The following is a 21,183-nucleotide window of genomic DNA, read 5'->3' as shown; positions in this document are numbered from 1 at the left end:
CCCGTACGCTGACGCACCGTACGGGCCGCACCCCCGGCAGTTCAGCCCGCAGCTGCGCCCGCCGCGCCTCGTTCGGCTTCCCCGATCGCGACGCCTGAACAGGACACCGGCGCCCCACGTATCACCCGGACGTGGGAGGATCCCTCACCATGAGCGCTTCCCCGGCGGTGAGAGGCCTGCGGGCGGCGGTGTTCGCCGCGGTGTGCGTGCTGCTCGCCGCCGCCGGGCACGGGCTCGCCATGGGTGACATGCCGCCGCTGTGGGCGGACGCGGCTGGGTTCGTCGCCGTACTCGCGCTCGGCTGGACCCTCGGCGGCCGGGAGCGCTCACTGCCCGGCATCGGCGCGGCCATGCTGCTCACCCAGGCCGGACTCCACCTCGGCTTCGACGCCGCCCACCCCGGACGCACCGGTTCCGTCGCCGCGCGCATGCCGGCCATGCCCGGTCACACCATGGCCTCCATGGACGCGCACGCGCACAGCCTGGCCGGGACGCACGCTCACCTCACCGCCCACGCCACCGCCGCCCACCTCCTCGCCGCGCTGGCCGCCTCCTGGTGGCTGCGGCGGGGCGAGGCCGCGCTGTGGTCGATGCTGCGCCGGGCCGCCACGCTCGTCCCCCGTCTCGTCGCCTGGTGGCGTGAGACCACGCTGCCCGTTCCCGCCGGTCGCGCCCCGTGCGTCCCGGGCGCCCTCGCACCACCCCGCCCCGCCCTGCTGCGGCACGCGGTCAGCAGACGCGGGCCCCCGGCCCCGATCCCGTACTCGCTCTGACACCCCTCACACGTCACTCGTACGGAGATCGAAACATCATGGCCATGTCACGCTGCACGCTGCGCCGCGCCGGGGCCGTCGCCGCCCTCGCCGCCACCACGGTCCTGCTCGCCGCAGGTGCCGCCTCCGCGCACGTCACCGTCCACCCCGAGAGCTACGCCAAGGGGGCCACAGACGGGGTGCTGACCTTCCGCGTCCCCAACGAGGAGGACAGCGCCTCCACCACCAAGGTGCAGGTCTTCCTGCCCACCGACCACCCCGTCCTCGGCGTGCTCGTCCACCCGCAGGACGGCTGGACCGCCAAGGTCACCACCGCCAAGCTCAGGACGCCGGTCAAGACCGACGACGGCACCATCACCGAGGCCGCCTCCGAGATCACCTTCACGGGTGGGAGGATCGGCGCCGGGCAGTACGAGGACTTCAACGTCGCCTTCGGTCAACTCCCCGACGACACCGGGCAGCTGGTGTTCAAGACCCTGCAGACCTACTCCGACGGCAAGGTCGTGCGCTGGATCGAGGAGCCGGCCGGCGGCGACGAGCCCGAGAACCCCGCCCCGGTGCTGAAGCTGACGGCCGGTGACGCGAGCGGCGCACCTGCGTCCGCCAGGACCGCCACCGCCACCACCGCCAAAGCGGCCGGTGTGAGTGACTCCACCGCCCGTGGGCTCGGCATCGCCGGGCTGGTCGTCGGCGTCCTCGGCCTCGCCGCCGCGGCGTTCGCGCTCGTACGGAGCCGGGGCGTGCGGTCGTAGCCGTCACAAGACGGTGGAGGGCCCGGACCGGCATCCCGGTCCGGGCCTTCTCGATGCCCGAGGACTTCGCTCAGCGCGTCGCCAGCTCCAGCAGCTCCGTCCTCCCGGCAGCCGCCGCCTCCACCGAGATGCGGGAGGTGCGCCACAGCCACCGCACGTCCCGGCCGAAGGACCACAGCAGCGAGCCGAGAGCGAGGAGGACGATCGCGAGGTTCGCCGGGTGGGGGAGGAGCTCGGCACCGGCTAGGAGCAGGGCTATGCCCTGGATCGCGGCGACGGTCTTGCGGGCGAAGGACGGGGGCAGCGGGGCGTTCAGCCAGGGGGCCATGCGGGCCGCGGCGACGAACGCGTAGCGCATGCCGCCGATCAGGAGCACCCACGGGCCCAGCTGCGTGGACACGTACACGCTCAGCACCAGGATCAGGAACGCGTCGACCTCCATGTCGAAGCGCGCTCCGAGCGCGGTCGAGGTGCCGGTGCGGCGGGCCACCTTGCCGTCGACGCCGTCCAGCAGCAGGGCGACGGCCGTCAGACCGACCAGCAGGGTCACCGGCGGCGCGCTCTCGAAGGAGTCCGCGACCAGCGCCGTCACCCCGCCCACCAGGGTCGCCCGGCCGAGCGTGACGCGGTTGGCGGGGCCGAAGCTGCGCAGGCTGGCGCGGTGCAGGGCCCGGGACAGGACCGCCCAGGTGGCGAACGCGAACGCCAGTCCCGTCAGCCAGCCGGCCGGCCCCATGCCTATCGCCGTTCCGAGCAGGGCCAGCAGCAGGAGCTGTATGCCCGCTCCCACCGCCGTCTCCTGCTGGGGCCTGGCGTCATACGTGTTGTTCAGGGCCACCGCACACCCTCCGGCCGAGTGACAGAGTCGATCAACGCCGCGTACTGTGCGCGGCCTGTGCACTTCTCGGTACGTGAACAACTTCCCTACTGTTCAGGAGGATGCCGATGAACCGCTCGGCGCGCGCGTTCTGGCTGCGCTCACCCGGCCACGGCGAGCTGCGCGACCTCACCCTCGCGGACCCCGCCGAGGACGAGGTCGTGGTGCGTGCGCTCTACTCCGGGGTGAGCCGTGGCACGGAGACCCTCGTGTTCCGCGGCGGGGTGCCTGAGAGCCAACACGCCGTGATGCGGGCGCCGTTCCAGGAGGGTGACTTCCCGGGTCCGGTGAAGTACGGCTACCTCAGCGTCGGCGAGGTGGAGGAGGGCCCGGCCGAGCTCGTCGGGCGCACCGTTTTCTGCCTGTACCCGCATCAGACCCGTTACGCCGTTCCGGTGAACGCCGTGACCGTCGTACCGGAGAAGGTGCCCGCCGCGCGCGCCGTGCTCGCCGGGACCGTGGAGACCGCCGTGAACGCCCTGTGGGACGCGGCGCCGCTGATCGGCGACCGGATCGCGGTGGTCGGCGGCGGCATGGTCGGCTGCTCGGTGGCCGCCCTGCTGGCCCGTTTCCCCGGCGTCCGGCTGCAGCTCGTCGACGCCGACCCGGCCCGCGCCAAGACCGCCGAGGCGCTCGGCGTGGACTTCGCGACGCCCGACAGGGCGCTCGGCGACTGCGACCTCGTCGTGCACGCCAGCGCCACCGAGCCCGGCCTCACCCGCGCCCTGCAACTCCTCGCTCCAGAGGGTACGGTGGTGGAACTGAGCTGGTACGGCGACCGGCGCGTCGCCCTGCCGCTCGGCGAGGCCTTCCACTCCCGCCGGCTCACCGTGCGCAGCAGCCAGGTCGGCACCGTCTCCCCGGCGGCTCGCCCAGGTCGGGACTACGCCGACCGGATGGCGCTCGCCCTCGACCTGCTCGCCGACCCGGCCCTGGACGCGCTCATCACCGGGGAGAGCGCGTTCGAACAACTCCCGGACGTCATGCCGAAGCTCGCCTCGGGTGAGATCCCGGCCCTGTGCCACCGGATCCGGTACGCCGAGACGGGCCTGACCTGAGAAAAGAGTGAGAGAGGGCTGAACGCGGGGAAGCGAAGAGCCGTACTACACGGCATCCCCCGACGGGTAAGGACAGGGGGATCCAGACGCGTCGTACCTGGAGGGTCGTCCGTTGTTCAGCATCACCGTCCGCGATCACATCATGATCGCCCACAGCTTCCGCGGCGAGGTGTTCGGGCCCGCGCAGCGACTGCACGGCGCCACGTTCCTGGTGGACGCCACCTTCCGCCGCGAGCAGCTGGACGAGGACAACATCGTGGTCGACATCGGCCTGGCCACGCAGGAACTGCGCCTCATCACCGCCGAGCTCAACTACCGCAACCTGGACGACGAACCCGAGTTCGCCGGCGTCAACACCTCCACCGAGTTCCTCGCCAAGGTCGTCGCCGACCGGCTCGCCGAACGCATCCACAAGGGCGCCCTCGGCGAGGGCGCCAAGGGCCTCGCGGGCATCGCCGTCACCCTGCACGAGTCGCACATCGCCTGGGCGAGTTACGAGCGTGGCCTGTGAGCGGGACGACCACACAGCCCGCGGAACGGGCACGGCTGGCGTACGTCCCGGCGCAGCCCACTGCCGACGCCGTTGCCGTCGCCGTCGAGAAGGCCGGAATCACCCCGATGTCCCTGCGCACCGTGAACTTCGTCCTGCCGGGCGGAGTCGACGACCCGGCCGCGCCCAGCGGCGGCAACGCCTACGACCGCCGGGTCTGCCTGGACCTGCCCGGCTTCGGCTGGCAGGTCACCCGGCACGCGGCGCCCGGCACTTGGCCGCGCCCCGACCGGGCCGCCCGCGACCACCTCGCCCGCACCCTGGGTGACCTGCCGGACGACGCGGTGGTGCTGCTGGACGGGATCGTCGCCTGCGGCGTCCCGGAGGTCGTCACCCCGCACGCGGACCGGCTGCGCCTGGCCGTCCTCGTCCATCTGCCGCTCGGCGACGAGACGGGCCTCGCCCCGGCCGTCGCCACCGACCTCGACGCCCGCGAACGCGCCGTGCTGCGCGCCGCGCCCGCCGTGGTCGCCACCAGCGACTGGGCGGTGCGCCGGCTGGTCTCCCACCACGGCCTGGCCCCCGAACGGGTGCATCTCGCCGCGCCCGGCGCCGACATCGCGCCGCTCGCGCCCGGCACCGACGGCGTCTCCCGCCTCGTGTGCGTGGCCGCCGTCACCCCGCGCAAGGGCCAGCACCGGCTCGTCGAGGCGCTCGCGGCGGTACGGGACCTGCCGTGGACCTGTGAACTGGTCGGCGGCCTCGGCCACGACCCCGCGTACGTGGACCACTTGCGGGAGCTGATCGCCCGGTACGGCCTCGCCGACCGGCTGCACCTGACCGGGCCGCGCTCCGGAGCCGAGCTCGACGCGACCTACGCCGCCGCCGACCTGATGGTCCTCACCTCCTACGCGGAGACCTACGGCATGGCGGTCACCGAGGCCCTGGCCCGGGGCATCCCGGTCCTCGCCACCGACGTGGGCGGACTCCCGGAGGCGGTCGGCCGCGCCCCCGACGGCGGGGTGCCCGGCATCCTCGTCCCGCCGGAGGACCCCGCCGCGCTCGCCGCCGAACTGCGCGGCTGGTTCGGCGAGCCCGACGTACGCCGCCGGCTGAAGTCCGCCGCCCGCGGCCGCCGCGCCGCGCTCGACGGCTGGGCCACCACCGCCCGCAGCCTGGCCGGAGTCCTCGCCCGGCTCCCCGAAGCCCCGAGGAGGGCGGCATGAGCACGCCGGAAACCACGAAGAACGGCATGGCGTCGATCCCGGCCCAGACCGGACCGAGGGAGCTGGAGCCGGTGCGGAGCGCCGAGGGCGAGGGGGAGTCCGTGCGTGAGAGCGGTCGCGGGGTTGCTGACGTCCGGGGTGGCGTGGTGAGTTCGCAGGGGTTCGGTGGGGGGTCCGGTGCCGGGCAGGGCGGAGACGGCGCCGCCCGGGCGGCGGGTCGAGACGCAGGGGCCGGGGCCGCGAAGAACGGTGTCTCTCAGTCTCAGGGGACGGCGGGCGGTGCCGGGGACGCCGGTGGTGCCGGGGACGGCGGGCAGTGCGGCGCGGGCGACTCGGTCGTCGCCGGGGCCGGGCCCGTCGGCCGTCCCGGTGAGCGGGCCACCGTGCGGCTGCGGCACGACGAAGCCGAGGAACCGCCCCGGTACGCGCCCGAATGGCTGCGGTTGCGGGAACCGGCCGACGCGACCGCCCGCGCGAAGGACCTGCTGGACCCCTTGCGGATCCGGCTGGCGAACCTGCCGGGCCACACCGGTGCACTCGCCGTGCACGACCTGGGCTGCGGCACCGGCTCGATGGGCCGCTGGCTCGCGCCCCGCCTGGACGGCCCGCAGCACTGGGTCCTGCACGACCGCGACCCCTACCTGCTGCACTTCGCCGCCGTAGGCTCCCCGCGCTCAGCCGCCGACGGCAGCGGCGTCACCGTCGAGACCCGGCGCGGCGACATCGCCCGGCTGACACCGGACGCACTGGCCGGGGCCTCGCTGGTCACCGCCTCCGCGCTGCTCGACGTGCTCACCCGGGAGGAGCTCGTCACCCTCGTCGATGCCTGCACCGGCGCCGGCTGTCCCGCGCTGCTCACCCTGTCGGTCGCCGGGCGTGTCGAACTCACCCCGGCCGACCCGCTGGACGCGGAGATCACCGAGGCGTTCAACGCCCATCAGCGGCGCGCCGGGCTGCTCGGCCCGGACGCGGTCACCGCGGCGTGCGAGGCGTTCGCGGCGCGCGGTGCCGCCGTACGTGTGCATCCGAGCCCCTGGCGGCTCGGCCCCGAGGAGGCGGCGCTGATCGAGCAGTGGCTGCGCGGCTGGGTCGGCGCGGCGCTGGAACAGCGGCCCGCACTGCGCGACCGCGCCGAGCGGTATCTGCGGGACCGGCTCGCCGCCTGTGCGGCCGGTGAGCTGCGGGTGGTGGTCCACCACAGCGACCTGCTGGCCCTGCCCCGGTCGACGGGCGGCGCCTCATGAGCTCGCGCTCCGCCGCGACGGAGTCCGGGCACAGGGGCACCGGAACCGGCCGCCACGCGCGCGTGCGCGACGCCGGCCCGGCCGATGTGTGCGTGTACGGTGCCGGCACGGCGCTGATGGCGCGCGCTGCCGAGACCGGGCTTCCACAACGGCCGTCCGCGCACCCGGAACCGGCACCGCCGCTCTCGGGACCGCCATCGTCGCCCGCGGAAACCCCGCCCGCGGAAGCCCCGGCCCCGGAGTCCGCGCGCGAGGCACCGCAGCCCCCGGAGTCACCGGAGCCTCCCGGTCCCGGGCCCTCCCGCTTCCGCGCGCTGCGTACGCACTTCGGGACCGTCGCCGGCGTGGTCATCCTCGGAGCGCTGCTGTGGCGGCTCGGCACGGGCGTGCTCGTCGACGGGCTGCGGCGGATCGACGCCGCGACGGTGCTGGCCGCGCTCGGCATCGGGGTGGTGACCACCGTGCTCAGCGCCTGGCGCTGGCAGTTGGTGGCCCGAGGCCTGCGCATCCGGCTGCCGCTGGGCCCCGCCGTCGCCGACTACTACCGGGCGCTGTTCCTGAACGCGGCGCTGCCCGGCGGGATCCTGGGCGATGTGCACCGGGCGGTCCGGCACGGACAGAGCGCCGGTGACCTGCGGCGCGGAGTGAAGGCCGTCGTACTGGAACGCGTCGCGGGGCAGATCGCGCTGGCCGTGTTCGCCGTGGCGGTGCTGCCCACGCTGGCGTCCCCGGTCCGCGCCGAGGCCCGCGACGTCGCCCCCCTGGTCGCCCTCGCGGCGGTCGGCGTGCTCGCCGTCGGACTCGCCGTGCGCATGAACCGCGCGCCCTCCCGCCGTGCCGGGGGCCTGCGCACCGCTCTCGGTGAGGCGCGCCAGGGCCTGTTCTCCCGCCGGGGCGGGCCGGGCATCGCGCTGTCCTCCGCCGTCGTCCTGGCCGGGCACGTGGCGATGTTCGTCGTGGCGGCCCGGGTCGCCGGCTCGGCCGCCTCCGTCGTGGAGCTGGTCCCACTCGCGGTCCTCGCCCTGGTCGCCATGGGGCTGCCGCTGAACGTCGGGGGCTTCGGACCCCGCGAGGGCGTCACCGCCTGGGCGTTCGGCGCCGCGGGACTCGGCGCGAGCACCGGGGTCGCCGTCGCCGTCGTCTACGGCGTGCTGAGCTTCGTGGCGAGCCTGCCCGGCGCCGCCGTCCTCATTGCGCGCTGGTACGCCGACCTCCGCACCCCGACGCCCCCGCCCACCCCCCGACCGGCCCCAGCCCTCACGCCTGCGCGGGGCACCGCGTCGCCGCAGAACCCCGGATCCGTACAGGAGCCCGCGTCCGCTCAGGACCCCGAGCCGCCGCAGCGCACCGCGTCCGCGCAGGACACCGCGTCCGTGCAGGGAGGCGAGTCCGCCCCGGACCTCGCGTCCGCGCAGAGCACCCCGGCCGTGCGGGACTCCTCGCCTACGCAGAACAGCGCGCCTGCCCCGGACCCCGCGCCTGCCCCGGACCCCGCGCCCGCGCAGGACGGCGCGCCTGCCCCGGACCCCGCGCCCGTCCAGGGCGGCGCGCCCGCCCCGGGGGCCGCGGTGGACTACCCCCGTCCGGTCGCCGACGTGAGCAACGCGAAATGCGGCTCGAAGGATTCCGCCAGGCTTGTCAGGAGTTCCTTCCCCTTTTCCGTCGACGCGAGGGAAGGACGGCCGATGACGCCCGATTCGGTATAGGCGGACATTCCCACGGTGAGTAGATGACGACGGTCGTCAGCGGTGAAATCGGCGGACTCGTAACCAGGGCGGACGAATTCGGGATGAGCGTGCAGCAGAATCGAGGTCTCGATTTCCCCGGCGTGCATGTCGGTCAGCAGCGAGGTGGCCACCCCCGCCCGTTCGCACGCCGTCTCCCAGTCCTCGGCGGCCGGGAACAACGCCATCCGCTCACCGCGTGCGGATGCCTCCTGGACGACGTTGCCCAGAACGTAGTTGCCGCCGTGCCCGTTGACCACGACGAGCGCGTCCACGCCGGAGCGGCGCAGCGACGCCGCGATGTCCGAGACCACCGCATGGAGGGTCACGGCGGAGATGCTGACGGTCCCCGGCCAGTCCGCGTGCTCGTGCGAGCAGGAGACCGTCACCGGAGGAAGGAGGTGCACCGGGTACGCGGCGGCGATCTCCCGCGCCACGGCACAGGCGACGAGCGTGTCCGTCGCCAGCGGAAGGAACGGACCGTGCTGTTCGAAACTCCCGACGGGAAGGACGGCCACCTGTGTTGAAACGCCCGCCCCCCGTATCCGTACCGCTTCGGTGGTGTCCGTCGGCAGCACGCCGTACGCCACGCCGTTCGTCTCCCCGCCTGCCGCCGCACGCGCGCCCGAACCACTCATCGTTTCACGGCCTTTCGTCTCTGCTTAGGAATCAGATCATGACAGAAAACACCGGCGTCGACATGGGCGTACTCGTCAAGAAGTCCCCGCGGCGTTCGGGCGCGGAACGCGTCGTGAATGCACCGCTGCCCACCGTGTACGGGAAATTCCAGGCGATCGGCTACCTGGACCACGACCGCGGTGACGAACAAGTGGCCCTGGTGTACGGCGAGATCGGGACCGACAATGTGCTGACCCGGCTGCACTCCGAATGCCTGACCGGGGACGCGTTCGGCTCCCGGCACTGCGAGTGCGGCGACCAACTGGCCTCCGCCCTGCGCGCCGTCGTCGCCGAAGGCAGCGGGATCGTCGTCTACTTGCGGGGCCACGAGGGCCGCGGCATCGGACTGCTCGCCAAGCTGCGCGCGATGGCCCTGCAGGCGGAGGGCCTGGACACGGTGGAGGCGAACCTCGCGCTCGGTCTGCCCGTCGACGCCCGCGACTACGGCGTCGCGGCGCAGATCCTGCACGACCTCGGGGTGCGCTCGGTACGCCTGATGTCCAACAACCCGCGCAAGCGGGAGGCGCTGGTGCGGCACGGCATCCAGGTCGCCGAGCAGGTGCCGCTGCTGATCGAGCCGTGCGAGAGCAACATCACCTATCTGCGCACCAAGCGGGAGCGGATGGACCACATCCTGCCCCACCTGGACGCCGTCGCCCACGGCTCCTGAGGCCGGCCGTACCGGCGTCCGCCGCCTCCCCCCACGGGCGGCGGGCGCCCCGCCGGTCAGTCCACCAGCGCCTCGTGCACCAGCCGCCGCAGCTCGGGGAAGACCTTCAGCGTCTTCGGCCGTACCTGCGTCATGAACTGGACCGTCACCTCGCGGGCCGGATCGACCCAGAACGCGGTCGTGGCCGCGCCGGTCCAGCCGTACGTACCGAGGCCGGCGGGGGCCAGGGTGCGGGACGGGTCGGTGACCACCGACACGTTGAAGCCGAAGCCGAGCCCGTCGTTGCCGGGCTCCTGGTGGGCGGGGGCGCCGAAGGAGCGCAGCATCGCGTCGCCGGGCAGCTGGTTGCGGGTCATCATGCCGACCGTGTCCGCGGACAGCAGCCGTACGCCGTCCAGTTCGCCGCCCCGGCGCAGCATCTCCATGAACCGGTGGAAGTCGTACGCCGAGGAGACCAGGCCGCCGCTGCCGGACAGGAACCTCGGCCGGCCCTGCACCGGCAGCCCCGGCACCGGATCGATCCCGCCCTCGTCCGTCTCCCCGTACAACTCGGCCAGTCTGCCCGCTTGTTCGGGCCGGATGTGGAAGCCGGTGTCGGCCATGCCGAGCGGACGCAGGATCCGCTCGGTGAAGAACGCGTCCAGCGGCTGCCCGGACACCACCTCGATCACCCGGCCCAGCACGTTCGAGGCCACCGAGTAGTTCCACTGCGTGCCCGGATCGAACTGCAACGGCATCCGTGCGTACACCTCGACGGTCTCGGTGAGATCCTTGCCCGGCGGCACCGAGTACTCCAGGCCGGACTCCCGGTACCGGGCGTCGACGGGGTGCCGGTGGTAGAAACCGAAGGTCAGGCCCGCGGTGTGGGTGAGCAGGTGCCGGATCAGGATCGGGCCGGCGGCCGGGCGGGTGCGCAGGTCCGCGCCCGAACCGCCGTCGTACACACGCGCGTCGGCGAACACCGGCAGATGACGTTCGAGCGGGTCGTCCAGGGACAGCCCGCCCTCCTCCACCAGCAGCAGCACCGCGACCGCGGTGACCGGCTTGGTCATGGAGTAGATCCGCCACAGCGTGTCCGCCTCGACCGGCAGCCCGGCCGCGACATCGCGCCGGCCGTACGTGGTGAGGTGGGCGACCCGGCCGCCACGCGAAAGGGCCACGAGAAAGCCGGGCAGCCGCCCCTGGTCGACGAGGTGCGCGAGGTGCCGGTCCAGCCTGTCCAGCGCCTTGACGTCCAGTCCCGCCTCATCCGGTTCGACTTCCTGCCGCAGCCTTGCCATCGCTCTCCTCCGGTCGCCTCGAACGCGATGCCCCGGCTGCCGCCGTGACGCACCCGTCCCTCACTCGCCGTCCATCGTCCCCAGGAACGCCACCCGGCACCCGCTCATCGCCGGTGCATGTGATCGACACGACGCCACCGGCCCAGCGGCGGGGCACGGTCGGCGAGGCACGACCGCTGCCGGTCGTGGGGGCGTGCGGTCGTTGCGGGTCCGGGTGGAGTGCGCTGTGCCGATCACGTGCCGGCCACGGACGTCACCGGTTCCGGGTCGGCCACGGATGTCACCGGTTCCGGGCGGTGTGCGGCAGTTGCCGTTCCTCGGTGGTGTGCGGTGTGCCGGCTCCCGCATCCCCGCCGTCCGTCCCCGGCAGCGCGCGGGCCAGGGGTACGCCGAGCGCCGCGACGGCCGCCAGGGTGAGCAGGGCGGTCGTGGTCCCGGCGCCGATGAGCGCGGTCGCCGTGGCCACCCCGAGGGCCGGGCCGACGTTCAGCGCCGTCTGCTGCAGCCCGCCCGCCACTCCGGCCACCGCCACCTCCGCCCGTCGTACGACCACCTGGGTGGCCGCCACCATCACCGTCCCGAAGCCCGCGCCCAGCAGGGCGAACGCACAGCCCAGCGCGGGCGTGGAGCCGGCCCCGGACAGCACGAGGACGCCGAGCGCCAGCAGTGCCGTCGCCGCCGTCGCCGTACCGCGCGTCCCGAAGCGGCGCAGCAGCACCGGGCACAGCGCGGCGGACGCCACCATCAGCACCGCGAGCGGCAGGCTGCGCAGGGAGCCGGCCAACGGGTCGAGACCCAGTCGGCGTTGCAGCACGTAGGTGGCCACGAAGAGGGTGCCGAACAAGGCCGCGGACACCACCACCAGCACGCCGAGCGCCGCCCCGGACGCCCGCGAGCCGATGACCGAGGGCGGCAGCAGCGGGCTCGCCGTACGCCGCTCGTGCCGCACGAGGACCGCGGCGGCGACCGCGGCGACGGCGAGTCCCACCCCGGAGACGGGCCGCGCGGTCAGCGCGTGCACCAGACACGAGAGCGCCACCGCGAGCAGCACGGCACCCGGCACGTCCAGGGGCGTCCGGGAACTCGCGGCGGGCCGCCGCGGCCGCAGCAGCGCCGGCAGGCCGAAGACGAGCGCGGGCAGCACATTGACGAAGAACACCGCACGCCAGCCCAGACCGGTCACCAGGGCCCCGCCCACCAGCGGACCCGCTGCCGCCGCCAGCCCGATCGCGGCGGTCCGCACGGCGAGGGGCCGGGCGAGCCGGTCCGGCGGGTAAGCGGCCCGCAGCATGCCCAGCGTGGCCGGCTGCAGCAGCGCCCCGAACACCCCCTGTACCGCCCGCAGCGCGATGATCCACCGCACGCCGGGCGCGCAGGCGATCCCCGCCGACGCCGCCCCGAATCCCAGCATGCCGAGCGCGAACACCCGCTGCTGCCCGTACCGGTCACCGAGCCGTCCCGCGAACACCAGCAGGCCGGCCACGGCGACGAGATACGCGGTGCTGGTCCACTGCACCTCGGCGAACGACGCCCCCAAGTCGCCTTGCAGTCGGGGCTGTGCGACCGTGAGGACCGTACCGTCCAGCGCGACGACCACCGCACCCGCCACACTGCTCGCCAGCGTCCATCGCCGGCTCACCGCCCGCCCTCCGGGCCGAGGTGCGCCAGCAGGACCGCATCGAGCAGGGCCCCGAAGTCGTCCTCACCCACGGCGAGTTGAAGGCTGCGCCAGCGCCACAGCTGCGCCATCCCGTGCAGATTGGCCCACAGGGCGCCCGCGACCCGCCGGGCGTCGGCCCCGGGCCGGACCTCGCCGACCAGCTCGGCGAGCACCCGGAACAAGGGAAGGCTGGTCTCCCGCAGCCCCAGGTGTCCGCTCTCCAGCAGATCATGACGGAACATCAGTTCATACATGCCGGGGTTGTCGAGGGCGAACTCCAGGTACGTCCGTGCCAGCGCCGCCACGTGGGCGCGCGGGCCGGCGGCGCCGGGTGCGTGTGCCGCCCGCACCCGCTCGGCCAGGTCGGTGAAGCCCCGGCGCGCGATGGCCGACAGCAGTTCCAGGTGGGTGGGGAAGTGGCGGCGCGGCGCCCCGTGCGAGACGCCGGCGCGCCGGGCGATCTCCCGCAGGGTCAGCGCCTGCAGCCCCTCGGTGGCCAGCAGCTCCACGCCGACGTCGACCAGACGCTCCCGCAACCCCATGTCGGACTCAGTCATAGACAGTGTCTACCAGTCGCACGTAGACACTGTCTACTCACTGTCGGCGGTGTGGGAATGCGGGGCCCGCTCCGGTGAGTTGACCGTGTCATGAGCGAAGACCCCACCTCGGCCCCCGCGCAGGACGCGCTGCTGCAACTGCTCTCCGAGGGCAACGCCGGCATCCTGGTCACCCTCAAGCGCGACGGCCGCCCCCAGCTGTCCAACGTCAACCACGCCTACTACCCCGACGAACGGGTCATCCGGATCTCCGTCACCGACGACCGCGCCAAGACCCGCAATCTGCGCCGCGACCCCCGCGCCTCCTACCACGTCACCAGCGCCGACCGCTGGGCGTTCACCGTCGCCGAGGGCACGGCCGAACTCTCCCCGGTCGCCGGGGACCCGCACGACGACACCGTCGAGGAGCTGATCCGCCTCTACCGCGACGTCCAGGGCGAACACCCGGACTGGGACGACTACCGGGCGGCGATGGTCCGCGACCGCCGCCTGGTGGTGCGGCTGCACGTCGACCGGGTGTACGGCATCCCCACGCGCTGATCCAGGGCCGGTTCCCGGCTACGCCGCCCCGGCGGTCCGTGTCTCGATCGCCCGCAGTACGGCGACCATGTCCTCGCCGCCGTACCCCTGGGCCACCGTCTCCTCGAACAGGGCGTGGCACACGTCGAGGAGGGGTGAGGCCAGGTGTGCGCTGCGGGCCGCCTCGGCGATGAGCCGGTTGTTCTTCAGGACGTCCAGCGCGGCCGCCTGCACCGCGAAGTCCCGGTCGAACAGCTTCGGCGCCTTCATCCGGGAGACGCCGCTGGCCATGGGGCCCGCGTCGAGGACGTCCAGGAACAGCCGCCGGTCCAGACCCTGGCGCTCGGCGAAGTGGAACGCCTCGGTCAGCCCGGTCACCTGGGTGATCAGGAAGAGGTTGACGGACAGTTTCATCAGCAGCGCGCCGGGCGCCGGACCGCACACGAACGTCTCCCGGCACATCGGCGCGAGCAGCGGCCGTACGGCGTCCACGGCGTCCTTCTCCCCGGCCAGCATCGCCACCAGCCGGCCCTCCTCCGCCGGGACCCGTGACCCGGAGACGGGTGCCTCGACGTACCGGCCGCCGGCCGCGCGGACGTCGCTCTCCAGGGCCTGGGAGTACTCGGGGGAGGTGGTGCCCATGTGGACGACGACGCGCCCGGCGACCCGGGTCGCCAGCGCGGGTGTGCCCCGGCCGAGGACGGCGTCGACGGCGGCCTCGTCGGCGAGCATCAGCAGCACCACGTCGGCCCGTGCGAACACCTCGGCAGCGTCCGCCGCGACCGTGGCCCCGGCCGCGCGCAGGGGTGCGGCGCGCTCCGCGGTCCGGTTCCAGACCACCAGGGGAGTACCGGCGGACAGCAGGCGCTGGGCCATGGGCCGGCCCATCACTCCGAGACCGATGAAACCGACGTTCACGGGGACCGTCCTTCGCCACGACAGCCGACTATGACCGTTGTCATAGTAGCGGCCGTTATGACGCCGGTCATAGGGTGGAGGCGGCGAGGATCGGGAGGTGGGCGATGAGCGGGACGGGACACGGCCCGCGGGACCGGATGGTCTTCAGCGCGGCCCAGCTCATCCGGCGCGACGGGGTCGCCGCGACCGGCATGCGGGAGGTCGCCGCGCACGCGGGCGCACCGCGCGGCTCGCTCCAGCACTACTTCCCCGGCGGGAAGGAGCAGCTGGTCAACGAGGCGGTCGGCTGGGCCGGACGCTATGCCGGCAAGCGGATCACACGCTTTCTCGCCGGGCTCGATGAGCCGACGCCGAGCGGTCTGTTCGCGGCGATGGTCGCGCAGTGGACCGACGAGTACGCGGCGCGCGGCTTTGCCGGGGGCTGTCCGGTCGCCGCCGCCGCCATCGACTGCGCCTCGGCCGACGGCTCGACGCGCGAGGCCGTGGCCGCCGCGTTCACGACCTGGCGGACCCCGCTCGCCGAGGCCCTGACCGCCATGGGCGTCCCCGCCGCGCGTGCCGAATCCCTGGCCACCCTGATGATCAGCACCCTGGAGGGCGCGATCCTGCTGGCCCGCGCCCAACAGAACACCGCCCCCCTCACCACGGCCGTACGAGAACTGGGGCCGCTGCTGGACGGGGCGGTGGGGCGGGGCGGGTGAGTGGCGGCGTCGGTGCGGGCCCGCTCGGTGACTTGCCGGCAGGTGCACGGCCCGGCGGGTCGGGCTCGGGGCCGGGGCTGCGGCTGCGGCTGCGCTCGGCAGTGCCCCGCCGACCTGTGCGTGCCGACGGCGGCAGCCGGGCCGGTCGCGCGCCGCCGCCCTCCAGGCGGCCGGTCGCGCCCCCCGAGCGGGTCGGTCCTTCGGATGCGGCCGGTGGGGTGGACGGCGACGGTCCGTGTGGAGGTGCGCCATACGGTGGACTCTGGTGCGGCCGGTGAGGCGTGGCGCCGATGGTGCCCGCGCCGTGAGTGCGCTGACTGCGCCGGTGCGGGACGCTGCGGCGCGGCCGCCGGGGTGCAGTGGCTCGCGGGTGGCCGGTGCTTGTCCGGCCCCGCCCGCCGCTCTACCCTCCGCGCGTGATCAACGGTGCACATGTGGTGCTCTACAGCCAGGACGCGGAGGCCGATCGGGCCTTCCTGCGGGACACCCTCGGATGGCCGCACGTCGACGCGGGCCACGGATGGCTGATCTTCCAGGCGCCGCCCACCGAGGTGGCCTGTCACCCCACTGACGGCGAGCCCGCGCACGAGCTGATGCTGATGTGCGACGACCTCGACGAGACGCGGCGACGGCTCGCCGGGCAGGGAGTGGAGTTCACCCGGCCGGTGGAGGAGGCCCGCTGGGGCCGGGTGACCGCGCTCCGGCTGCCGGGCGGCGGCGAGCTCGCCCTGTACGAGCCGCGGCACCCGAGGCCGTAGCGGCCCCCGGCCCCAGTGGCCCCGGCCCCAGCGGGCCTCACCTCAGGCCGTGACCCGCTCCGCCTGCGCGTCCTGTCGCCCCGCCCGCTCGCCGAGCAGTTCGGTCGGGACCCGGTGCGTCTCGCGGGCGGTGAGTGCGGCCAGGGCCGGCGGGAGACACAGTGCGGCCGTGAACAGGGCCACCGCCGACCAGTCGTCGCCGCCCGGACCGGCGATCTCGGCGGCGAAGGTGACCGCGAACCCCGCCACCGCGAAGCCGATCTGCGTGCCGACGGCCATGCCGGACAGCCGCACCCGGGTCGCGAACATCTCGCCGTAGAAGGCCGGCCAGACACCGTTCGCGGCGCTGTAGACAAGACCGAAGGCGACGATCCCGAGGACCAGGGTGAGCGGGCGGGAGCCCGTGGAGATCGCCCACAGATAGCCGGCCATCGCGGCCGCGCTGCCCACCGCGCCGACCAGGAACACCGGCCGGCGCCCGATCCGGTCCGAGAGCACGGCCCACAGCGGGATCGCCGCCAGCGCGGCGAGGTTGGCCAGGGCACCCACCCACAGCATGAACGTACGGGACATGCCGACCGCGTCGCTGGTGGCGTACGCCAGCGCCCACACCGTGAAGATCGTGCTGACCGAGGCGATGAGCGCGCCCGCGATCACCCGGAGCACATCCGCCCAGTGCTCGCGCAGCAGCACCGCGAGCGGCAGCCGGACCACGCCCCCGGTCGCCGCCTGCCGGGCGAACGCCGGGGTCTCACGCAGCCGGCGCCGGATGACGTAGCCCGCGACGGCGACCGCGACGCTCAGCCAGAACGGCACCCGCCAGCCCCAGGACAGCAGCTGGTCCTCGGGGAGCCTGGAGACGGGGATGAAGACGAGGGTGGCGATGAGCTGGCCGCCCTGGGTGCCGCTGAGCGTGAAGCTGGTGAAGAACCCGCGCCGGCCCGGCGGCGCGTGCTCCAGGCTCATGGAACTCGCGCTCGCCTGCTCGCCGGCCGCCGATATGCCCTGCAGCACGCGGCAGAGCACGAGCAGCACCGGGGCGAGCGAGCCGGCCTGGGCGCGGGTGGGCAGACAGCCGATCAGGAAGGTCGACAGGCCCATCAGGACCAGCGTGAACACCATGATCTTCTTGCGGCCGAGCCGGTCGCCGACGTGTCCGAGGACCAGTGCGCCGAGCGGGCGGGCGGCGTAGGCGACGCCGAAGGTGGCGAGCGACAGCAGGGTCGCGGTCGCCGGGTCGGACGAGTCGAAGAAGACCTTCGGGAAGATCAGCGCCGCGGCGCTGCCGTAGACGAAGAAGTCGTAGTACTCCAGGGCGCTGCCGATCCAGGCGGCCGTCGCCGCCTTCCAGGGCTGGCCGGGAGGGGCCTCGGCGGCGGGCGCGGGGGTGGGGACGGACACGGCGGTGCTCCTTCGGGGGAACCCACCCTACGGAAGGGGCGGGTGAGCGACGAGGGGAGGGAGCGGGCGAGGGCCGGATCTCGGCTGCTAATTAACCCACTGGATAGTTAGTCGTGGTGGGTGGGATGTTGCGCTCGTGTTTCCCCGGTGTCAAGAGCCCGTGCGAAGGCCCGTACGGGAACGCGGGCCCGCCGGCGTCAGCCGGCCGCCCGCTCCGCGGTCAGGTAGGCGATCACCATGTCGCCGAGCATGGTCCGGTAGTGCTCCCGCTGGGCCGGGTCCACCAGGTCCCGGCCGAACAGGGCGCCGAAGGTGTGCCGGTTGGCGACCCGGAAGAAGCAGAACGAGCTGATCATCGCGTGCAGGTCGACCGCGTCCACGTCGGCCGTGAAGAGCCCCGACTCCTGTCCCGCGGTGAGGATCCGGCGGATCACCTCCAGGGCCGGGGAGCCGATCTTCCCCAGCTTCTCGGAGGCCGCGATGTGCTCGGCGCCGTGGATGTTCTCGATGCTGACCAGGCGGATGAAGTCCGGGTGGCGCTCGTGGTGGTCGAAGGTCAGCTCGGCCAGGCGGCGGATCGCGGCGACGGGGTCCAGGTGTTCGACGTCCAGCTGCTGCTCGGCCTCGCGGATCACCCCGTACGCCCGCTCCAGCACGGCCGTGAACAGCTGTTCCTTGCCGCCGAAGTAGTAGTAGATCATCCGCTTGGTGGTGCGGGTGCGGGCCGCTATCTCGTCGACCCGGGCCCCGTCGTAGCCGGCCCGCGCGAACTCCTGGGTGGCCACGTCGAGGATCTCGGCCTGGGTGCGGGCCGCGTCGCGCACCCGTCCACCGGGTCGTACGGGTTCTTCGACGCTGGTCATCGCTGTCCTTCGGGCCGGTGGACGCCTGGGCGGCGCGCTCGCTGGGTGCGTGCCGGTGATTGTAGAAGCAGGACCCCGGTGGCCGCCCGGGTCTTCCGCGCGGCTTCCTCGGCTGATATAGCTAACGTACTAGTTCGTACATTAGCTCCGCCTCGGGAGGGCCACATGGCCAAGGACGCGTATCTCGTCGGGCTGATCGGGGCCGGCATCGGCCCCTCGCTCAGCCCCGACCTGCACCAGCGGGAGGCGGACCGGCAGGGCCTGCGCCACCTCTACCGGCTCCTCGACCTCGACGTCCTCGGGCGGGCGCCGGAGGCCGTCGGCGACCTGGTCCGCGCCGCCCGCGACCTCGGCTACGACGGGCTGAACATCACCCACCCCTGCAAGCAGCTGGTCATCGACCACCTCGACGCGCTCGACCCGCGGGCCGAGGCGCTCGGCGCGGTCAACACCGTGGTCTTCGACGACGGCCGGGCCGTGGGCCACAACACCGACGTGACCGGTTTCGCCGCCTCCTTCGCGCGCGGCCTGCCGGACGCCCCGCTGGAGCGGGTCGTCCAGCTCGGCGCGGGCGGCGCGGGCGCGGCCGTCGCCCATGCCGTGCTCACCCTGGGCGCCGGACGGGTCACCGTCGTCGACGCCCTGCCCGAGCGGGCCGCTGCGCTGGCCGACTCGCTGGTACGGCATTTCGGGCCCGGGCGGGCGGAGGCGGCCGCAGTCGATCGGTTGCCCGCGCTGCTCGGCGAGGCCGACGGAAGCGGGGGGCTCGTCCACGCCACGCCCACCGGTATGGCAGCCCATCCCGGGCTGCCCTTGCCCGCCGGGCTGTTGCATCCCGGGCTGTGGGTCGCGGAGGTGGTGTACCGGCCGCTGCGGACGGAGTTGCTGCGGGTCGCCGAGGAGCGCGGCTGCGCCGTCCTGGCCGGGGGCGGGATGGCGGTGTTCCAGGCCGCCGACGCGTTCCGGTTGTTCACGGGGCGGGAGCCGGACCGCGAGCGGATGCTCGTCGACTTCGAGGAGCTGGCGGGCGTCGAGCGCTCGGGGAGTGCTGCCCGATGACGAGCGGCACAGGTCTGCACACCTCCATCGCCACCGTCTCCCTGAGCGGCACCCTCACCGAGAAGCTCGCCGCCGCGGCGCGGGCCGGGTTCGCCGGGGTGGAGATCTTCGAGAACGACCTCCTCGCCTGCCCGCTCGCTCCCGAGGAGATCCGTGCGCGCTGTGCCGACCTCGGGCTGAGCATCGATCTGTACCAGCCGATGCGGGACGTCGAGGGCGTGCCCGACGAGGTCTTCGTGCGCAATCTGCGGCGCGCCCGGCACAAGTTCGAGCTGATGAACCGGCTCGGCGCCGACACCCTCCTCGTCTGCTCCAGCGTGTCGCCGGACGCCGTGGACGACGACGCACGGGCGGCCGGCCAGCTCGCCCGACTTGCCGAGCTGGCGGAGGAGTTCGGGATCCGCGTGGCGTACGAGGCCCTCGCCTGGGGGCGGCATGTGAATATCTACGACCACGCCTGGCGGATCGTCGAGACCGCCGGGCACCCGGCACTCGGCCTCTGTCTGGACAGCTTCCACATCCTCTCCCGCGGCTCCGAACCGGAGGACCTCGGGGGAATCGCGGACATCCCCGGCGAGAAGATCTTCTTCCTGCAGCTCGCCGACGCCCCGCTGCTCGCGATGGACGCCCTGCAGTGGAGCCGCCACTACCGCTGCTTCCCCGGACAGGGCGGCTTCGACGTCGCCGGGCTGGTGCGGCACGTCCTCGCCGCCGGATACCGCGGGCCGCTGTCCCTGGAGGTCTTCAACGACGTCTTCCGGCAGGCCGACGCGGGCCCCACCGCCGTCGACGCCCACCGCTCCCTGCTGCTCCTGAAGGAAGCCGTCGGCGCCGCCGAGCTGCCGCCGCCCGTCGTGCCCACCGGGGTCGCCTTCGCCGAACTGCTCACCCCCGACGCCGAACCCGTCACCGCGCTGCTGACCGCGCTCGGCTTCACCCGCGCCGCCCGGCACCGCGGCAAGCCCGTCGACCTGTGGCAGTGCGGTGAGGCCCGTGTGCTGGTCAACACCGCCGCCACCGCCCGCCGCGACGGCACCCGGCTCGCCGCGATCGGCCTCGAGTCCCCGGACCCCGCCGCTGCCGCCCGCCGCGCCGAAGCCCTGCTCGCCCCCGTCCTGCCCCGTCACCGCGCACCCGGAGACGCCCCGCTCGACGCCGTCGCGGCGCCCGACGGCACGGAACTGTTCCTCTGCGCCACCGGCGACCCCGAACTCCCCGGCTGGCGGGCGGACTTCATCGACCTGCCGGACACCCCGGCGTCCTCCGCCACCCGCATCGACCACCTGGCCCTCACCCAGCCCTGGCACCACTTCGACGAGGCCACGCTCTTCCACCGCAGCGTCCTCGGCCTCACCGCCCAGGAGAGCGTCGACCTCGCGGACCCCTACGGCCTGATGCGCAGCCGCGCCGTCACCACCGCCGACGGCAGCGTCCGTATCGCCCTCGGCGTCGGCGCGGCACCCACCGACGACACCGTGCACGCGGCGCACATCGCGCTGGCCACGGAGGACGTCGTGGCCGCGGCCCGCGCCTTCCGCGCCGCGGGCGGCCGGCTGCTGCCGGTGCCGGCCAACTACTACGACGACCTCGCCGCCCGGTACGACTTCGCCGACGGCGAGCTGGAGACGTACCGGGACCTCGGCATCCTCTACGACCGGGACGCGGGCGGCGCCTTCCGGCACTGCTACACCGAGACCGTCGGCCGGGTCTTCTTCGAACTCGTCCAGCGCGACCCCGGCCACCAGGGCTACGGCGCCGCGAACGCCCCGGTCCGGCTCGCGGCCCAGCACGCGGGACGGCCCTTGCGCTGAACCGACCCGCTTCTTACCGGACTTGCCGCAGGAGTGAGAGGCCGGTGAGACCTCCGCCGGGTTCAGCTCCGGTTCAGGCTCCGTACATCTCGGGCGACGGATACTCCCGCGAGATCCGGTATGCGCGCTGCGCCCGGATCACTCGGTTTCCGGGAGCCCGAAAG

The 21,183-nt window shown here is 73.8% G+C and carries 19 protein-coding genes and 2 pseudogenes; 13 read left to right on the top strand and 8 right to left on the bottom strand.

What is annotated here, in order from left to right; translation table 11 throughout:
- The first annotated feature begins 149 nt into the window (after positions 1-149).
- Both ACFYZB_RS35255 and ACFYZB_RS35250 read left to right on the top strand, forming a co-directional pair.
- On the top strand, positions 150-773 hold the full coding sequence (locus tag ACFYZB_RS35255) for a hypothetical protein (protein WP_388765438.1): 624 nt from the start codon (positions 150-152) through the stop codon (positions 771-773).
- Between the two features lie 38 nt (positions 774-811).
- Entirely contained in the window at positions 812-1,525 is a 714-nt protein-coding gene (locus ACFYZB_RS35250; protein WP_388765437.1) for a YcnI family protein, read from the top strand.
- A gap of 70 nt (positions 1,526-1,595) precedes the next feature.
- On the opposite strand, the gene ACFYZB_RS35245 is transcribed toward ACFYZB_RS35250, so the two are convergent.
- A complete protein-coding gene (locus ACFYZB_RS35245; protein ID WP_388765435.1) occupies positions 1,596-2,363 on the bottom strand; it encodes a CDP-alcohol phosphatidyltransferase family protein in 768 nt (255 codons plus the stop codon).
- Between the two features lie 107 nt (positions 2,364-2,470).
- On the opposite strand from ACFYZB_RS35245, the gene ACFYZB_RS35240 reads away from it, so the two are divergent.
- The 5 genes and pseudogenes from ACFYZB_RS35240 to ACFYZB_RS35220 form a co-directional block, all read left to right on the top strand.
- On the top strand, positions 2,471-3,460 hold the full coding sequence (locus ACFYZB_RS35240; RefSeq protein ID WP_388765434.1) for a zinc-binding alcohol dehydrogenase: 990 nt from the start codon (positions 2,471-2,473) through the stop codon (positions 3,458-3,460).
- Between the two features lie 112 nt (positions 3,461-3,572).
- Complete coding sequence (locus tag ACFYZB_RS35235) at positions 3,573-3,971, top strand: 6-carboxytetrahydropterin synthase (protein WP_351214231.1); 399 nt, start codon at positions 3,573-3,575, stop codon at positions 3,969-3,971.
- Positions 3,968-5,176 (top strand): glycosyltransferase family 4 protein, encoded by a 1,209-nt coding sequence (locus tag ACFYZB_RS35230; RefSeq protein ID WP_388765431.1) that lies wholly within the window; start codon positions 3,968-3,970, stop codon positions 5,174-5,176. The genes ACFYZB_RS35235 and ACFYZB_RS35230 overlap by 4 nt, the downstream gene beginning before the upstream one ends.
- A complete protein-coding gene (locus ACFYZB_RS35225; RefSeq protein ID WP_388765428.1) occupies positions 5,173-6,420 on the top strand; it encodes a class I SAM-dependent methyltransferase in 1,248 nt (415 codons plus the stop codon). Before ACFYZB_RS35230 ends, ACFYZB_RS35225 begins: the two co-directional genes overlap by 4 nt.
- Positions 6,417-7,538, top strand: a pseudogene (locus ACFYZB_RS35220) (YbhN family protein); the annotation flags it as partial. The gene ACFYZB_RS35225 and the pseudogene ACFYZB_RS35220, both read left to right, overlap by 4 nt.
- 455 nt (positions 7,539-7,993) lie before the next feature.
- Here ACFYZB_RS35220 and ACFYZB_RS35215 read toward each other — a convergent pair.
- Positions 7,994-8,782, bottom strand: a complete 789-nt coding sequence (locus ACFYZB_RS35215; RefSeq protein ID WP_351214227.1) for a creatininase family protein — start codon at positions 8,780-8,782, stop codon at positions 7,994-7,996.
- A gap of 38 nt (positions 8,783-8,820) precedes the next feature.
- On the opposite strand from ACFYZB_RS35215, the gene ribA reads away from it, so the two are divergent.
- Positions 8,821-9,492, top strand: a complete 672-nt coding sequence (ribA, locus tag ACFYZB_RS35210; RefSeq protein WP_388765426.1) for a GTP cyclohydrolase II — start codon at positions 8,821-8,823, stop codon at positions 9,490-9,492.
- Between the two features lie 56 nt (positions 9,493-9,548).
- Here ribA and ACFYZB_RS35205 read toward each other — a convergent pair whose 3' ends face one another.
- The 3 genes from ACFYZB_RS35205 to ACFYZB_RS35195 form a co-directional block, all read right to left on the bottom strand.
- Positions 9,549-10,772: a serine hydrolase domain-containing protein gene (locus ACFYZB_RS35205; protein ID WP_388765424.1), complete on the bottom strand. Its 1,224-nt coding sequence runs from the start codon at positions 10,770-10,772 to the stop codon at positions 9,549-9,551.
- 280 nt (positions 10,773-11,052) lie between these two features.
- Positions 11,053-12,411, bottom strand: a complete 1,359-nt coding sequence (locus tag ACFYZB_RS35200) for an MFS transporter (protein ID WP_388765422.1) — start codon at positions 12,409-12,411, stop codon at positions 11,053-11,055.
- Entirely contained in the window at positions 12,408-12,989 is a 582-nt protein-coding gene (locus tag ACFYZB_RS35195) for a TetR/AcrR family transcriptional regulator (RefSeq protein WP_388765420.1), read from the bottom strand. Before ACFYZB_RS35195 ends, ACFYZB_RS35200 begins: the two co-directional genes overlap by 4 nt.
- A 90-nt stretch (positions 12,990-13,079) precedes the next feature.
- Between ACFYZB_RS35195 and ACFYZB_RS35190 the strand changes: the two genes are divergently transcribed.
- A complete protein-coding gene (locus ACFYZB_RS35190) occupies positions 13,080-13,529 on the top strand; it encodes a PPOX class F420-dependent oxidoreductase (RefSeq protein WP_388765418.1) in 450 nt (149 codons plus the stop codon).
- Positions 13,530-13,547: 18 nt separating this feature from the next.
- On the opposite strand, the pseudogene ACFYZB_RS35185 reads toward ACFYZB_RS35190, so the two are convergent.
- A pseudogene (locus ACFYZB_RS35185) lies at positions 13,548-14,453 on the bottom strand (NAD(P)-dependent oxidoreductase); the annotation flags it as partial.
- 77 nt (positions 14,454-14,530) lie between these two features.
- Between ACFYZB_RS35185 and ACFYZB_RS35180 the strand changes: the two are divergent.
- Together ACFYZB_RS35180 and ACFYZB_RS35175 are read left to right on the top strand one after the other, a co-directional pair.
- On the top strand, positions 14,531-15,127 hold the full coding sequence (locus ACFYZB_RS35180; protein ID WP_388765416.1) for a TetR/AcrR family transcriptional regulator: 597 nt from the start codon (positions 14,531-14,533) through the stop codon (positions 15,125-15,127).
- A gap of 416 nt (positions 15,128-15,543) precedes the next feature.
- Complete coding sequence (locus ACFYZB_RS35175; RefSeq protein ID WP_351214213.1) at positions 15,544-15,885, top strand: VOC family protein; 342 nt, start codon at positions 15,544-15,546, stop codon at positions 15,883-15,885.
- A gap of 42 nt (positions 15,886-15,927) precedes the next feature.
- Here the strand turns inward: ACFYZB_RS35175 and ACFYZB_RS35170 are convergent, their stop codons facing one another.
- Together ACFYZB_RS35170 and ACFYZB_RS35165 are read right to left on the bottom strand one after the other, a co-directional pair.
- The gene (locus ACFYZB_RS35170) at positions 15,928-17,286 is read right to left on the bottom strand and encodes an MFS transporter (protein WP_388765414.1); all 1,359 of its coding nucleotides are present in this window, start codon (positions 17,284-17,286) and stop codon (positions 15,928-15,930) included.
- Between the two features lie 197 nt (positions 17,287-17,483).
- Positions 17,484-18,149, bottom strand: a complete 666-nt coding sequence (locus tag ACFYZB_RS35165) for a TetR/AcrR family transcriptional regulator (protein ID WP_388765412.1) — start codon at positions 18,147-18,149, stop codon at positions 17,484-17,486.
- Between the two features lie 165 nt (positions 18,150-18,314).
- Here ACFYZB_RS35165 and ACFYZB_RS35160 point away from each other — a divergent pair, with 165 nt between their 5' ends.
- Positions 18,315-19,208: a shikimate dehydrogenase gene (locus ACFYZB_RS35160; RefSeq protein WP_388765411.1), complete on the top strand. Its 894-nt coding sequence runs from the start codon at positions 18,315-18,317 to the stop codon at positions 19,206-19,208.
- A 14-nt stretch (positions 19,209-19,222) separates the two neighbouring features.
- Positions 19,223-21,019: a bifunctional sugar phosphate isomerase/epimerase/4-hydroxyphenylpyruvate dioxygenase family protein gene (locus ACFYZB_RS35155; RefSeq protein WP_388765554.1), complete on the top strand. Its 1,797-nt coding sequence runs from the start codon at positions 19,223-19,225 to the stop codon at positions 21,017-21,019.
- Positions 21,020-21,183: the final 164 nt, after the last annotated feature.

This window comes from Streptomyces sp. NPDC001852 (assembly GCF_042891825.1).
Classification (GTDB): domain Bacteria; phylum Actinomycetota; class Actinomycetes; order Streptomycetales; family Streptomycetaceae; genus Streptomyces.
Note: the sequence above shows the minus strand (reverse complement) of the source record. Positions and strands in the feature narration are given on the sequence as shown.

Coding starts and splice junctions, on each gene's coding strand:
- ACFYZB_RS35255 (WP_388765438.1), top strand. CDS start 150: ATGAGCGCTTCCCCGGCGGTGAGAGGCCTGCGGGCGGCGGTGTTCGCC.
- ACFYZB_RS35250 (WP_388765437.1), top strand. CDS start 812: ATGGCCATGTCACGCTGCACGCTGCGCCGCGCCGGGGCCGTCGCCGCC.
- ACFYZB_RS35240 (WP_388765434.1), top strand. CDS start 2,471: ATGAACCGCTCGGCGCGCGCGTTCTGGCTGCGCTCACCCGGCCACGGC.
- ACFYZB_RS35225 (WP_388765428.1), top strand. CDS start 5,173: ATGAGCACGCCGGAAACCACGAAGAACGGCATGGCGTCGATCCCGGCC.
- ACFYZB_RS35215 (WP_351214227.1), bottom strand. CDS start 8,782: ATGAGTGGTTCGGGCGCGCGTGCGGCGGCAGGCGGGGAGACGAACGGC.
- ribA (WP_388765426.1), top strand. CDS start 8,821: ATGACAGAAAACACCGGCGTCGACATGGGCGTACTCGTCAAGAAGTCC.
- ACFYZB_RS35205 (WP_388765424.1), bottom strand. CDS start 10,772: ATGGCAAGGCTGCGGCAGGAAGTCGAACCGGATGAGGCGGGACTGGAC.
- ACFYZB_RS35195 (WP_388765420.1), bottom strand. CDS start 12,989: ATGACTGAGTCCGACATGGGGTTGCGGGAGCGTCTGGTCGACGTCGGC.
- ACFYZB_RS35190 (WP_388765418.1), top strand. CDS start 13,080: ATGAGCGAAGACCCCACCTCGGCCCCCGCGCAGGACGCGCTGCTGCAA.
- ACFYZB_RS35180 (WP_388765416.1), top strand. CDS start 14,531: ATGAGCGGGACGGGACACGGCCCGCGGGACCGGATGGTCTTCAGCGCG.
- ACFYZB_RS35165 (WP_388765412.1), bottom strand. CDS start 18,149: ATGACCAGCGTCGAAGAACCCGTACGACCCGGTGGACGGGTGCGCGAC.
- ACFYZB_RS35160 (WP_388765411.1), top strand. CDS start 18,315: ATGGCCAAGGACGCGTATCTCGTCGGGCTGATCGGGGCCGGCATCGGC.